The organism is Pseudonocardia spirodelae, from assembly GCF_037727765.1.
Taxonomy (GTDB): domain Bacteria; phylum Actinomycetota; class Actinomycetes; order Mycobacteriales; family Pseudonocardiaceae; genus Pseudonocardia; species Pseudonocardia spirodelae.
Map to the genome: position 1 here is coordinate 1 of NZ_JBBJUP010000006.1, position 13,487 is coordinate 13,487.

Sequence of the window (13,487 nt, forward strand, 5' to 3'; positions counted from 1 at the left end):
GCCACCGCCGGCGGTGCGTGGCCCACGGTGCGGCCGCCCTCGACCCGCGCGGTGGTGCTCGGGCGGATCGGCGCCGGAGTCGCCCTCGCCTGGTTCGGGGTCGTCTACTCGATCACCACCGACGTGCACGCCCGGGCCGACCACCTGCTCGCCGCGATCGTCACCGGCGGGGTGCTGAGCCTGGTCGGCGTGGTGCTGCTCTGGCTGTCGGCGTCGCGCGTCCCGACCCGGGTGGCGCCGGCGCGCGGACCGGAGATGGGCCTGGTCGCCGACCGCGCCGCCGCCCGCCGGGTGCTGCGCTCCGGCGGCACCCCCGACGGCGAGCAGCGCCGCCTGATCGCCGTCGACGTCCTGGCCGACGCCCGGGTCCCGCAGGTCGCCGGCGCGGTCTTCGCGCTGCTCGGCCCGCTGGTCACCGCCGCGGTCAACGCCAGCGGCCCGCTCGGCTGGGCCGGACCGGCGACGGCGGCGCTGATCGTCGTCGTGCTGGCGCTGGTGGGGTGGCGGACCTGGGCGGCGCACGCGCTGCACCGTGCCGCGGACCGCCGCCACACCGTCCCGCGGTTCGAGCACACCGGCACCCCGTGGCGCCCCTGGCCGTGACCGGCCCGCCGCTCAGAGGCCGTCGGCCACGAACGCGAGCTCGGCCTCCATGTCGGCGGGCGCGTCGTCGGCGTGGCGGGCCAGCGCGTGCCGGTGCCCGATGGCCGCGGCCAGCAGCCGCGCCGCGCCGCGGACGCGCCCGGGGGCCCCGCCGCCGGTCGTGAGGACCTCGTGCACCGCGTCCTCCAGCTCGCCGGTGCGCCGCTGCAGCGCGGCCCGCACGGCGGGGTGGGTGTCGGCCTCGCGCCAGAGCAGGTGCGACAGGACGGCCGAGCCGTCCAGCGCCCGGTCGAGCGCCGTGACCAGGGCCCGCAGCCCGGCCAGGACGTCGCCGGCCACGGCCACGTCCGCCCCGCGCACCGGGTGCGGCAGCCGCTCGACCAGCGCCTCCAGCAGGTCCGGCTTGCGGCGGAAGTAGTAGTGCACGAGCCCCTTGGGCACCCCGGCCAGACCGGCGATCCGCGAGGTCGGGGTGGCGTCGAAGCCGTGTGCGGCGAACAGCTGCTCGGCCGCGTCGAGGATGCGCTCGCGGGCGGGCACGTCCGGGTCGGGGGGTGCTGCCACGGCCCGATCCTCCCCCGGTCGGGGCGGGGGCCGCGACCCCGCCGGGTCGCGGCCCCCGTCCGTACCGGTGCTCAGCGTGCGGCGAGGGTGCGGTGCTCCGCGTTCGCCGCGGGCAGTGCCGAGACCGCCACGACGGCCGCGAGCACGCCCGCCACCCAGGACGTCCACGACGCCCCGGCCAGCGCGCTGTAGCCCATCACCCAGGGGGCGAGGAACAGCAGCACGCCGAGCACGCCGTGCACCCACTCGCTCGCGACCGAGCCCGGTACCGCGAGCGACCAGAGCGACGCGGCGGCGAGCACCACGCCCAGTACGACCATCGTCCACGCGGCGGCGGCGTCCGTCGTCGTCACGAGGGGCGACAGCGCCGTCAGCACTCCGATCACGAGAGCGGCCCAGTCCTGCCACCGCTGCCACGTCCGAGACGTCCCAGCCATCGTCGGTCACCTTCTCCTGTCGATTCCCTGTGGGGGACACCTCCGGTCTACGCTTGACTGGCCGGCCGGTCAAGGCCGTTCGGCCCGGGGGTCAAGCGAGGTGCAAGTGACCCGTCGGCGGACCGGCGCACGGTGGCCACCGTCCGAGTCCGACCCCGTACGACCCCCTGGAGCACCCGGTGGCCACCGCCCGCGACACCCGCACCGCCGACCTCGTCGGCATCACCCTCGCCCACCGCGTCATGCGGACCGATCTGCACCGGCTCACCGACGCCGCCCGCGCCGTCGCCGGCGGCGTCCCCTGCCCGGACCGCCGGGCCCGTGCGCTGCAGGTGTGGCTGGGACACCTGGAGCACGAGATCCACGGCCACCACACGGCCGAGGACGACATCGCCTGGCCGGTGATCGCCCGCCACGCCGGGCACGCGGTCGACCTGGACGAGCTGAGCGACGACCACGGCCGCCTCGACCCGCTGCTGGCCGGGGTCCGCACGGCCGCGGCCGCGGTCGTCGCCGCACCGGAGGGGGCCGGCCGGCGCGCGGCGGCCGCGGTGCTGGGCGACCGGCTCGCGACCGTCCGCGACGAGATCGACGAGCACCTCGACGCCGAGGAGCGCGACCTGTTCCCGGTGATCGAGCGCCACGTGCCCGCCGCGGAGTGGGACGCCGTCGTCGCGCAGGTCCAGAAGTCCGGGCCCGGCCTGCGGTTCATGCTGCCGCGCATCATCGAGGTGACCACACCCGAGGAGTGGGCGGGGATGCGCCGCGAGGCCGGCCCGATGATCGGGCTGATGGAGCGGGTGCTGCGCAGCGGCTACCGGCGCCGCTGCGCGCTGGTGTTCGGGACCCCCTGACCGGCGGCGCGCCGGGCGCGCTCGTACCAGTGCGGTGCGCCCAGCTCCGCGGCGACGCGGGCGGCCTCGCGCAGGTGGTCCTCCCGCGCGCCGCCGTCGTGCTCGAGCAGCCCCTCCAGCTCGGCGAGGACCAGGTCGGTGGGCCCGAGTGCGATCGTGCCCGACGACAGCCCGGCCACCGACCCCGTCCAGGGCCGCAGCGCGTCGCGGCAGTCCGCCGCGACCGCCCGGTCGCCCAGCCCGACGGCGACCTGCGCGCGCACGCACGTCCAGATCAGCCAGTAGTAGCTGCGGGCCAGCTCCGCGTCCGGCGCCCACACCGCGCGGGCCCGCTCCGGGTCACCGGCGTGCAGGTGCGCCAGCGCGAGGAAGTCACCGAAGGTCGGCGGCAGCTGCGGGGCGAGCGCGTCGAGCTCCGGGGCGAGCTCGCCGAGACGGCCCTGGGCGTGCCGGACGGCGAAGCGTCCGAGCAGCCCCATCAGCGCGCCGTTGACCTGCCCGGCGCCGGCCAGCCGGGTGGCGAGCGCGGTGTAGCGGGCCTCCGCGGTGTCCAGCTCGCCCGCGACGAGCGCCCGCAGCGCGGAGAAGATCTCGGCCCAGCCGAGCGTGAACTCCAGCTGCCCGCCCGGCGCCCCGGCGACCGCGGCCTCCGCGTGCCGCGACGCGGCGTCGAGGTCGTGCGCGCCGGCGGCGACCATCAGCTGCAGGTGGTGGGCCTGGGTGCGGTAGCCGGCGTGCCCGGCGCGCGCGCCCAGCTCGGCCAGCTCCGCCCCCACCGCCGCGAGCTCGTGCCACAGGTCCGGGGCGAGGACGGCGAAGAAGCGTCCGTTGAGCGCGCGGCAGCGCAGCAGCGGGTCGGCCGCACCGGCCGTGCCGGGCGCGGTCAGTGCCATCGCCTCGGCCGAGGCGGAGCGGACGCGCTCGTCGTCGTGGCCCTCGACCTCGAGCACCAGGGCGACGAGCAGCCGAACCCGGTGCGCGGTGTCCCCGGGCGGGGTGGCGGCCAGCTCGGCCTCCAGCAGTCCGATCAGCTCGGCGTCGATGTTCTGGCCGGGCCGGATGGTCCAGCTGACCGGTGCGTCCAGGCTGGTCAGTGCGGCGCCGAGCCGGTGCGGGGCGACGGCGAGGGCCCGCGCGACGGCCGCGGAGCGCTCGGTCAGGGCGGTGCTGCCGTCGCCACCGCGGATCAGCTCGGCGACGAGCGCGCACCGCAGGTCGAGCTCGTCGCCGGGCCCCGCACCGGCACGCTCGGCGAGCGCGACGGCGCCCGCGTACAGGCGGGCGGCCTCCCGGTGGGCGCCGAACCCGGCGGCCGCGGCGGCGGCGTCGCGCACCGGGCCGAGGGCACGAGCCGGCTCGACCGCCGAACCGGCGGCGAGCGCGTGGTGGGCCAGCGGGACCGGGTCGTCGGGGCGGCGGCGGGCGAGGATCTCCCAGGCCGCGGCGTGCAGGCGGGCGCGGCGCAGCCGGGGCACGTCGCCGTAGAGGGTGTCGCGGACCAGGTCGTGGGAGAAGCGCAGCCGGCCCGGCGCGGGTTCGACGAGCATCCCGCCGAGCACCGCGGGCTCCAGCGCGTCGAGCGGGTCGGGGCCGTCGGGGGTGGTGGCGAGGTCGAGGGCGTCGTCGGTGTCGAGGTCGCGGCCGAGCACCGAGATGCGGGCCAGCGCGGTACGGGTGGTGGCGGGCAGCCGCGACAGCCGTCGGCGCAGTACCTCGCGCACCCCGGCGGGGACGGCGTCGTCGGCGGCGGAGGGGCCCTCGGCCGCGACGAGACGAGCCAGCTCCCGCACGAACAGCGGGTTCCCGCCGGTCCGTTCGGCGACCCGCGCGACGAGCTCGGGCGCCGCCGCGGGCACGCCGTGGCGGGCGAGCAGGCCCGCGACGTCGGCGACGGCCAGCGGGGCGAGCTCGACCCGGTCCGCGGTCGGCTCGGCCAGCGCGGCGAGCGCCGCCGCCTGCTCCGGGCCGGTCTCGGCCGGACGCAGCCCGGCCGCGACCAGCACCGGCAGCCGGGCCGCCCCGGCGACGACCGCACGCAGCAGGGCGAGGGTTTCGGACTCGGCGCGGTGCAGGTCGTCGAGCACCAGCAGCAGCGGGCGTGCCGCGGCGACCATCAGCTCCACCACGGCGCGGGCCAGCCAGAACGTGGCCTCCGCGTCGCCCGGGCCGGCCGGGGAGCGCAGCGGGCCCAGCTGCTCGCGGACCTCCGCGGGCGGGTCGTGCACGGCGAGCAGCCCGTCGACGACCTCCCGCCACGCCCAGGCGGGCGGGGCGCCGTCGATCTCCGGGCAGCGGCCGGTGACGGCCGTCCAGCCGTCGGCGGCGAGGTCCGCGGCGAACGCCGCGAGCAGCGCGGACTTGCCCGCGCCCGCGTCGCCGGAGACCAGGACGAGCTGCGCGCCGGAGCGGGCGCGGGCCGCGGCGGCGGCGAGCCGGTCCCGCTCCGCGGCGCGGCCGAACAGTGGCGGGGCGGCCGGGACCGGGGAGGCGGCGGCACCGCCCGTCGTGGGTCCGGCCGGCGCGGGCACGGCGGGCGGCGCAGCCGGATGCGGGTGTGCCGGGGGCGCGTCGGGGGCCCGGACGGCGGGGGCGAGGGGCGCGGCCGTGCCGCCGGGATCGCGGTGGGCCAGCACGTCGGCCTCGATCGCACGCAGCCCCGGCCCCGGGTCGACGCCCAGCTCGGAGGCGAGCCGCCGCCGGGTGCGGGCCACGACCGCGAGCGCCTCGGCCTGGCGCCCGCAGCGGTACAGGGCGACGGCGAGCAGCCCGACCGCGTCCTCGCGCAGCGGGTGCTCCGCCACCACCGTCTGCAGGTCGGGGACGACGGCGTCGGCCCGCCCCTGCGCCAGCCGCGCCCTGGCCCGCCGCTCGACGGCGAGCCGGCGCAGTTCGTGCAGCCGCGTGGCCTCGGCGCGGGCCCAGCCGGCGTCGGCGAACTCGGCGTAGGCGGGGCCGTCCCAGAGCGCGAGTGCCCGGCCCAGCAGTGTGTCGGCGCCCGCCGGGTCCGCGGCGGCCGCCCGGTCCAGCAGGGCGGTGAAGGCGCGGGCGTCCAGGTCGTCCGGGGGCAGCGCGAGCGCGTACCCGGGCGGGGCGCTGACCAGCACCGTCGGCGCGGACCGTGGCGGGCGGTCCGGCTCCAGGACCCGGCGCAGCCGGGAGACGTGCACCTGCAGACCCCCGTGCGCCTGCGCGGGCGGGGCACCCTGCCAGAGGTCCTCGACCAGGGTGTCGACGGCGACGACCTCGCCGCCGGCCGCGGCGAGGCGGGCCAGCAGCGCACGGCGGCGGCCCGACCCGACCTCGACGGCGGCGCCGCCTGCCGTCACGCGGAGCGGGCCGAGGACCCGGACCGTGACCTCACGCATCCTGGCAATCTAGAACGTCCCGGCCACCGCAGTCAGCCGTCCGTGCCCGCGGCGCGGACCGGCCGGCGTCATCCGCGGTTCAGACCGGCAGCAGCGCCTGCACCACGTCGGCGAGCTGGGCGGCGGTGCGGCACTCGTGCATCGGGAGCACCCCGCCGTAGCGGACGGCGGCGGAGTCGCCCGAGCCCCAGCTGCGACGCGGCTCGGGGTTGAGCCAGTGCGCGTTGCGGACCCGGCCGGCCATCATGCCCAGCGCACGCAGGTTCGGGTCGCGGTAGTTGGTGCGGCCGTCGCCCAGCACGAGCAGCGACGCCTTCGGGGTGAGCGCGTCGCCGTGGTGCTCGAGGAAGTCGCCGAACGCGCTGCCGTAGTCGGAGTGCCCGTCGAAGGCGGTGAGCCGGGCCTCGCGCAGCACCCGCGCCATCACCCCGGACAGCTCCGCGCCGGGCTCGAACAGGTGCGTGACCTCGTCGGTGCGCTCGATGAACGCGAACACCCGGACCCGGGAGAACTGCTCGCGCAGCGCCTGCACGAGCAGCAGCGTGAAGTGGCTGAACCCGGCGACCGAGCCGGAGACGTCGCAGAGCACGACCAGCTCGGGGCGCCCGGGACGCCGGACGCGGTGGGCCGGGTCCATCGGCACCCCGCCGGTGGACATCGACCGGCGCAGCGTGCGGCGCAGGTCCAGCCGCCCCCGGTTCGCGCGGCGGCGCCGGGCGGCCAGCCGCGCCGCGAGCCGGCGCGCCAGCGGCTGCACCGTGCGGCGCAGGTCGGCGAGCTGGGCGGCGTTCGCGGTGAGGAAGTCGACCCGGTCGGTCTGGGTCGGCGTGGTGGACCGGGCGACCTGCTCGCGGCCGCGCTGCTCGGCGGTGCGGCGGCGCACCTCCTCCCGGACGACGTCGCGGAAGCGGGCGATCCGGTCGCGGATCTCGCGGCGGCGGACCTCGGAGACGAAGTCGGTGTCGCCCTCCTGGCGGAGCCCGTCGAGGATCCGGGCCAGCAGCGTCTCCGGCGACAGCGCGTTGAGCGCCTGGTAGGCCGACCAGTTCGGGCGCGCGGTCTGCCCGCGCACACCCTGCCCGGCCGCCCCCGAGGTGCCGATCGCGTCGACGGCGGCGCGCGCGAGCTCGCGCAGGGTCTCCTCGTCGCCGTCGCGCAGCAGGTCCGCGAGGATCTCGCGCAGCGCGTCGACGTCGACCGGCCCGGTGCCCTCGCCCGACTCGTCGTCGATGCGGGGGACGTCGACGTCGGACACCCCGGCGCCGAGCGCGGGCGGGAACCACAGGTCGAACAGGGCGTCGAAGGTGTCTCGCTGGCCGGACCGGCGCAGCAGCGCCGCCGCGAGCCCCTCGCGGAGCTGGTCGCGGTGCAGCAGGTCCAGCGCGCCCAGCACGCGGGCCGCGTCGACGGTCTCCCCCGGGCCGACCGCGACCTCGTGGCGGCGCAGCGCCGCGACGAAGTCGACGAGGTGCCCGGGCAGGCCGTGCTCGGGGGCCAGTGCGGCGGCGGGCGGGGTGCTCACCGGACCATCATGCGCGACGGGGGGCGCTGCGGCCCACCCCGCGCGACGCCCCGACGACGACGGCGGCGTCCCGGTCGTGCCGCCGAGCCGCGACCGGGACGCCGTCGATCACCGCGGTCCCACACCGCGGGGGTTTCGGGCCGGGTCAGGCACCCGGGTCGAGCGGAACGAGGTTCGGGGTGAACGGCCGGTCGCCGGTGACCAGGCGCAGCGCGCCGTCGTAGCCGCCGGGGCCGTTCGCGTAGTCCAGGACGTGGCGCAGGTCCGACACCCCGTTGGTGCCCGCGGCGGGCAGCAGGTTCAGCGTGGACAGCAGGCCCAGCGCGCGCCCGTCGGCGGACAGGTAGCCCGAGCCGGAGTCGCCCGGGATGCCCGGGGTGACGGTCGCGACCAGGTGCGTCCAGCCGTTGCCCTGGGTGCCGGTGGTGGTGCCGGTCTTGGGCTTCAGCGCGCGCACGCCCTGGCGCAGCGAGGAGTTGCCGTAGCCGAACACGACCTCGCCGGCGCCGACGCCGTCCGGGTCGACACCGGTCGGGCCGCCGTGGAACGGCACCGAGGGGTTGGTCCGCGCGACGTCCGCGGGCGAGAGCTCCACCAGGGCGAAGTCGTTGTACTGGCAGGCGTCCGGGTCGGTCTCGCCGCGCTCCTGCATGGTCAGCCAGGACGAGTACACGAGCCGGCCCGGGTTCTGCGCGCCCTCGACGTCGACCGGGGTGCCCAGCGGCAGCGACCCGGCCTCGCAGCCGTTCACCTCGGTCGACCCGCCGGTGCCGGCGCAGTGCGCGGCCTGCCCGAGGAACACCGCGCCGCCGTCGGTGAAGACGAAGTTCGCGGTGCACTGGCCGCCGTCGGTCTCGGTCATGACGCCCGGGTGCACGGTCGCGGTGTCCGCCGGGGCGAACCCGGGGCCGTCCTGCGCGGCGGCGGTGCCGGTCGCGGCGAGACCGAGCGTCAGCACGGCGGCGCCGGCGAGTCCCGCGCGCAGCAGGCCGCGGCGCAGACGGGGGGTCCGGTCGGTGTCCGGGACGGCGGTCATCGGCGTCGGCCTCCGGGGAGCGGGGGGTCGCGTGGCGCGACCTCGGTCATCGGGATCAACTCGCGAGTGGGCCCGGTGGTTACGCCGGGTACCGGAGTCGATCCGATCTTCACTCCATCGGGGCGTGTTGCTTGACGCCCGGTCGGCCGATCGGGCACGACCGTTCAGTTCAGTCGCAGCTCCGCGGCGGCCTTGTCGGCGTCGCTGCGGTGCTTCAGCACGACGCCCAGGGTGGCGCGCACGGCGTCGTCGTCGAGGGTGTCGAGCCCGAGTGCGAGCAGCGTGCGGCCCCAGTCGATCGTCTCGGCGACGCTGGGGGCCTTGCGCAGCTCCATCGCGCGCAGCACCCGCACCGTGCGCACCAGCGCGTCGGTGAGCTGCTCGGTCAGCTCCGGCACCCGGGTCAGCACGATGCGGCGTTCGAGGTCGGCGTCGGGGAAGTCCAGGTGCAGGAACAGGCAGCGCCGCTTGAGCGCCTCGGACAGCTCGCGGGTGGAGTTCGAGGTCAGCAGCACGAACGGGCGGCGGACCGCCGTGACGGTGCCGAGCTCGGGGATGGAGACCTGGTAGTCCGACAGCACCTCCAGCAGCAGCCCCTCCACCTCGACGTCGGCCTTGTCGATCTCGTCGATGAGCAGCACCGTCGGGTCGGTGCGCCGGATCGCGGTCAGCAGCGGGCGCGGGAGCAGGAACTCCTCGGAGAAGACGTCGTCGCGGGTCGCGTCCCAGTTCTCCTGGCCCTGGCCCGCGGTGATGCGCAGCAGCTGCTTGGCGTGGTTCCACTCATAGAGGGCGCGGGCCTCGTCGATGCCCTCGTAGCACTGCAGGCGGACGAGACCGGCCGCGGCGGCCTGCGCGACGGCCTTGGCCAGCTCGGTCTTCCCGACCCCGGCCGGGCCCTCCACGAGCAGCGGCTTGCCGAGCCGGTCGGCGAGGAACACCGTCGTCGCGACGGCGGTGGAGGCCAGGTAGCCGGCGTCGCCGAGGCGTGCGGTGACGTCCGCGACGGAGCCGAAGACGGGCTGGTGGGCGGCGTTCTCCGGGGACACGGCGATCATCCTGCCCTCCGGAGCTGCCGCGCGTGGGACGGGTGGCCCGGGTCACAGCCGGCCGACCCGCGTCGCGGGACTGTCGGGGGTCGGGTCCACCATGGCTCCCATGACCACCGCCGCCCGGCCCGACTCGTCGACCACCGGCCTGCGCGAGCGCGCCGAGACCGTCCTGCAGCAGCTGGCCGGCGAGGGCGCGCGGCTGCGCGAGGACCAGTGGACCGCCATCGAGGCGCTCGTCGCCGGGCACCGCCGCGCGCTGGTCGTGCAGCGCACCGGCTGGGGCAAGTCGGCGGTGTACTTCGTCGCCACGGCGCTGCTGCGCGAGCAGGGCGCCGGGCCGACGGTCATCGTGTCGCCGCTGCTGGCCCTGATGCGCAACCAGATCGACGCCGCGATCCGCTCGGGCATCGTCGCGGTCACGGTGAACTCGGCCAACGCCGACGAGTGGGACGCGGTCTACGCCGACATCGCGAACGGCGACGTCGACGTCCTGCTCGTCTCCCCCGAGCGGCTCAACAACCCCGACTTCCGCGACCGGGTGCTGCCGCGGCTCGCCGCGTCCGCGGGGATGCTCGTGGTCGACGAGGCGCACTGCGTGTCGGACTGGGGCCACGACTTCCGGCCCGACTACCGGCGGCTGCGCACGCTGATCGCCGAGCTGCCGCCGGGGATCCCGGTACTGGCCACGACGGCGACGGCGAACGACCGCGTCGTCACCGACGTCTCCGAGCAGCTGGGCATGGGGCGCGACCAGCAGGACACGCTGGTGCTGCGCGGGTCGCTGGACCGCGAGTCGCTGCGCCTGGCCGTGGTGTCGCTGCCGACCCCGGCGCGACGCCTGGCCTGGCTCGCGGCCAAGCTCGACGAGCTGCCCGGCGCCGGGATCGTCTACACGCTGACCGTGCAGGCGGCCGAGGAGGTGGCCGCGTTCCTGCGCGAGCGCGGGTTCGCGGTGCGGTCCTACTCGGGCAGGACCGACCCGGAGGAGCGGCTGGCCGCCGAGTCCGACCTGCTGGAGAACCGGGTGAAGGCGCTGGTGGCGACGTCCGCGCTGGGCATGGGCTTCGACAAGCCCGACCTGGGCTTCGTCGTGCACCTGGGGGCGCCCGCCTCCCCGGTGGCCTACTACCAGCAGATCGGCCGGGCCGGGCGCGCGCTGGAGCGGGCGGAGGTCGTGCTGCTGCCCGGCCGCGAGGACCGCGACATCTGGGCCTACTTCGCCTCGCTCGCGTTCCCGCCCGAGCCGCTGGTCCGCCAGACCCTGGCCGTGCTGTCGGACCGTCCGCAGTCCACCGCGTCGATCGAGACGCGGGTCGACCTGTCCCGCACCCGGCTGGAGATGCTGCTCAAGGTCCTCGACGCCGACGGCGCGGCGAAGCGGGTCAAGGGCGGCTGGGTCGCGACCGGGCAGGAGTGGGTCTACGACACCGAGCGCCACGAGCGGGTGAACGAGGCCCGCCGCTCCGAGCAGCAGGCGATGCTCGACTACATCGCGACCACCGAGTGCCGGCTGGTGTTCCTGCGCCGCCTGCTCGACGACCCGGACCCCACCCCGTGCGGGCGCTGCGACACCTGCACCGGCACCGTCTGGTCCGCCGAGGTGTCCGGCGACGGCGAGGCGGCCGCCGCCGAGCGCCTCGCCCGCCCCGGGGTCGAGGTCGCGCCGCGCAAGATGTGGCCGTCGGGGATGAAGGACATCGGGGTCCCGCTGTCCGGTCGCATCGCCCCCGGCGAGCAGGCCGCGTCCGGGCGCGCCGTCGGGCGGCTGTCCGACATCGGGTGGGGCACCCGGCTGCGCGAGCTGCTGGGCGGCGAGGACGCGCCGGTCGGCTCCGACCTGCTCGACGCGGTCGTGCGGGTGCTGGCCGGCTGGGAGTGGGAGACGCGCCCGGCCGGGGTCGTCGGCATCGGGTCGCGCACCCGCCCGCACCAGCTCGAGCACCTGGCGCGGCGGATCGCCGAGATCGGGCGGCTGCCGCTGCTGGGCACCGTCCCCCCGGCCGGGGAGCGCCCCGCGGCCCGGGAGAACTCCGCCCAGCGCCTCGCCGCGGTGTACGCCTCGCTCGACACCGACGCGCTGCCCGACCTGTCCGGGGTCGGCGGCCCGGTCCTGCTGGTCGACGACGTCGTGGACACCGGCTGGACGATGACCGTCGCGGCCCGGGCGGTACGGCGGGCCGGGGCGCCGTCGGTGCTGCCGCTCGTGCTGGCCGTCGCGGGCTGAGGGTCGCGACCGCCGGCGCGCGGGCCTGGGCGATCGAGGTTACCGCGGGTAAGTTGTGGGCATGAACCCTCCCGATCTCGCCCTGAAGGCCATGAACGCCGGGCACCGGCTGCTGATCCGGCTCACCGGCGGCCGGGTCGGCCACTCGGCGATGGGCATGCCGGTGGTCGAGCTGACGACGGTCGGGCGCCGCTCCGGCGAACCCCGCACGGTGCTGCTCACCGCGCCGCTGCACGGCGACGGCAGCTACGTCGTGGTCGCGTCGCGGGGTGGCGACGACAAGCACCCCGCCTGGTTCCTGAACCTGCGCGCCCACCCCGACGTCGAGGTCGCCGTCCAGGGCGGCCCCCGCACCCCCATGCGCGCGCGGATCGCCGACCCCGAGGAACGCGCCCGGCTCTGGCCGCAGGTGACCGACCGCTACCGCAACTACGCCGGCTACCAGCGCAGCACGACCCGCGAGATCCCCCTGGTGCACCTGGAACCGCGCGACTGACGCGACGCTGGTCCCGTCCGGCGGCACCGCGGTGCGGGGCGGGCTGGTGGACGTCGACGTCGAGCAGGTCCGAGCCGACGGGCTCAGCCGGGCTCCCACCGCACCGCCAGCCGCGTCCCCGCGGTGTCGACCAGCTCCGTCCCGGCGGTGGCGACCAGCTCCGCCGCGGCGGCGTCGGCCGTCGGGGCGAGCGACGGGACCACCGCCTCGATCCGCAGGTCGGCGGCGTGCGGCCGGCCCGCCGCCACCCAGCCCTCGACGAGCGCGGTCAGCCGCGCGGCGGCGGTGCCGCCGTCCGGGCCGCAGGAGCGGACGGTCGCGGGCGGGTCGGCGAGCAGCAGGGCGCACCCCTCGCCCGCGACCAACCCGAGCCCGGCGCGGGCGCGGCCCAGGTCGAACAGCGCCGGCCCCGGTCCGGTGGCCGGGCCGAACAGCCGCACCGTGCCGGGGTCGGCGAGCGCGCACCAGAGCCCGAGCCCGTCCCACAGGTCGGCCCCCGAGCCCGCGGCCGCCGCGGGCCGGTCGGTCCCCTCCCCCGCGACCGCGCGGACGAGCACGGCCGCGGTGCCGTCGGTGCCGTCGGTGCCGTCGTCCGGGCCACCGTCGGGGCAGGCGGGCTGGACCCGCCAGCCGTCGCCGGGCAGCGCGATCTCCGCGCCCGGGTCGGCGCCGGCGCCGCGCAGCCGCACGAACGCGCAGCTGCGCACCGACCGCGACGACAGCCGTCCCGGTGCGGTGTGGTCGAACGCGACCGACAGCTGGCTGCCGCGGACGGTGAGCGGCAGCAGCAGCCGTCCGCCGGGGGCGAGCTGCTCCACCCACTCCGGCCGGATCCCGGTCGACCCGACGGTCAGCTCGATCCGGTCGTAGGGCGCCGCGGGCGGGTACCCGAGCGCCCCGTCCCCGGTCACCACCGTGACGTGGTCGTACCCGGCCGCGGCCAGGTTCGCGCGGGCGCCGGCGACGAGGTCGTCGTCGATGTCCAGCGTGGTCACCGCGCCGTCCGGGCCGACCAGGCGGGCGAGCAGTGCCGCGTTCCAGCCCGCGCCCGCGCCGACCTCCAGCACGTGCTGTCCCGGCCCGGCCTCCAGCTGCTCGAGCATGATCGCGACCATCGACGGCTGCGACACCGAGCTGACCGTCACGCCGTCGTCGACCTTGATCGGGACGGCGGCGTCGTCGTAGGCGCGCCCGTGGCTCAGCCCGGGCAGGAAGAGGTGGCGCGGCACCGTCTCCAGTGCCGCGCGGACCGCGGGGCTGCGTACCCGGCCGTCGCGGACCAGGGACGCGACCAGTGCGGACCGGGCGCGGTCGGCCGACATGCGGGCATTGTG

11 protein-coding genes are annotated in these 13,487 nt (G+C 77.4%); 4 read left to right on the top strand and 7 right to left on the bottom strand.

What is annotated here, in order from left to right:
- On the top strand, nucleotides 1–603 hold a 603-nt coding region (locus WJX68_RS08650), incomplete at its 5' end, for a hypothetical protein (protein WP_340287808.1).
- Nucleotides 604–615: 12 nt separating this feature from the next.
- Here the strand turns inward: WJX68_RS08650 and WJX68_RS08655 are convergent.
- Together WJX68_RS08655 and WJX68_RS08660 are read right to left on the bottom strand one after the other, a co-directional pair.
- Entirely contained in the window at nucleotides 616–1,167 is a 552-nt protein-coding gene (locus tag WJX68_RS08655; protein WP_340287810.1) for a TetR/AcrR family transcriptional regulator, read from the bottom strand.
- Nucleotides 1,168–1,238: 71 nt separating this feature from the next.
- Nucleotides 1,239–1,604: an SPW repeat domain-containing protein gene (locus WJX68_RS08660; RefSeq protein ID WP_340287812.1), complete on the bottom strand. Its 366-nt coding sequence runs from the start codon at nucleotides 1,602–1,604 to the stop codon at nucleotides 1,239–1,241.
- A 179-nt stretch (nucleotides 1,605–1,783) separates the two neighbouring features.
- On the opposite strand from WJX68_RS08660, the gene WJX68_RS08665 reads away from it, so the two are divergent.
- The gene (locus WJX68_RS08665; RefSeq protein ID WP_340287814.1) at nucleotides 1,784–2,458 is read left to right on the top strand and encodes a hemerythrin domain-containing protein; all 675 of its coding nucleotides are present in this window, start codon (nucleotides 1,784–1,786) and stop codon (nucleotides 2,456–2,458) included.
- On the opposite strand, the gene WJX68_RS08670 is transcribed toward WJX68_RS08665, so the two are convergent.
- The 4 genes from WJX68_RS08670 to WJX68_RS08685 form a co-directional block, all read right to left on the bottom strand.
- Nucleotides 2,419–5,823: an ATP-binding protein gene (locus WJX68_RS08670; RefSeq protein WP_340287816.1), complete on the bottom strand. Its 3,405-nt coding sequence runs from the start codon at nucleotides 5,821–5,823 to the stop codon at nucleotides 2,419–2,421. The two genes, WJX68_RS08665 and WJX68_RS08670, sit on opposite strands and share 40 nt — an antisense overlap.
- Nucleotides 5,824–5,902: 79 nt before the next feature.
- On the bottom strand, nucleotides 5,903–7,345 hold the full coding sequence (locus tag WJX68_RS08675; protein ID WP_340287818.1) for a vWA domain-containing protein: 1,443 nt from the start codon (nucleotides 7,343–7,345) through the stop codon (nucleotides 5,903–5,905).
- A 145-nt stretch (nucleotides 7,346–7,490) separates the two neighbouring features.
- Nucleotides 7,491–8,381: a serine protease gene (locus tag WJX68_RS08680; protein ID WP_340287820.1), complete on the bottom strand. Its 891-nt coding sequence runs from the start codon at nucleotides 8,379–8,381 to the stop codon at nucleotides 7,491–7,493.
- Between the two features lie 164 nt (nucleotides 8,382–8,545).
- On the bottom strand, nucleotides 8,546–9,439 hold the full coding sequence (locus tag WJX68_RS08685) for an AAA family ATPase (protein WP_340287822.1): 894 nt from the start codon (nucleotides 9,437–9,439) through the stop codon (nucleotides 8,546–8,548).
- Nucleotides 9,440–9,530: 91 nt separating this feature from the next.
- Between WJX68_RS08685 and WJX68_RS08690 the strand changes: the two genes are divergently transcribed.
- Complete coding sequence (locus WJX68_RS08690) at nucleotides 9,531–11,657, top strand: RecQ family ATP-dependent DNA helicase (RefSeq protein ID WP_422785674.1); 2,127 nt, start codon at nucleotides 9,531–9,533, stop codon at nucleotides 11,655–11,657.
- 61 nt (nucleotides 11,658–11,718) lie between these two features.
- Nucleotides 11,719–12,153 (top strand): nitroreductase/quinone reductase family protein, encoded by a 435-nt coding sequence (locus WJX68_RS08695; protein ID WP_340287826.1) that lies wholly within the window; start codon nucleotides 11,719–11,721, stop codon nucleotides 12,151–12,153.
- A gap of 83 nt (nucleotides 12,154–12,236) precedes the next feature.
- Here WJX68_RS08695 and WJX68_RS08700 read toward each other — a convergent pair whose 3' ends face one another.
- Nucleotides 12,237–13,475: a methyltransferase domain-containing protein gene (locus WJX68_RS08700; protein WP_340287828.1), complete on the bottom strand. Its 1,239-nt coding sequence runs from the start codon at nucleotides 13,473–13,475 to the stop codon at nucleotides 12,237–12,239.
- Nucleotides 13,476–13,487: the final 12 nt, after the last annotated feature.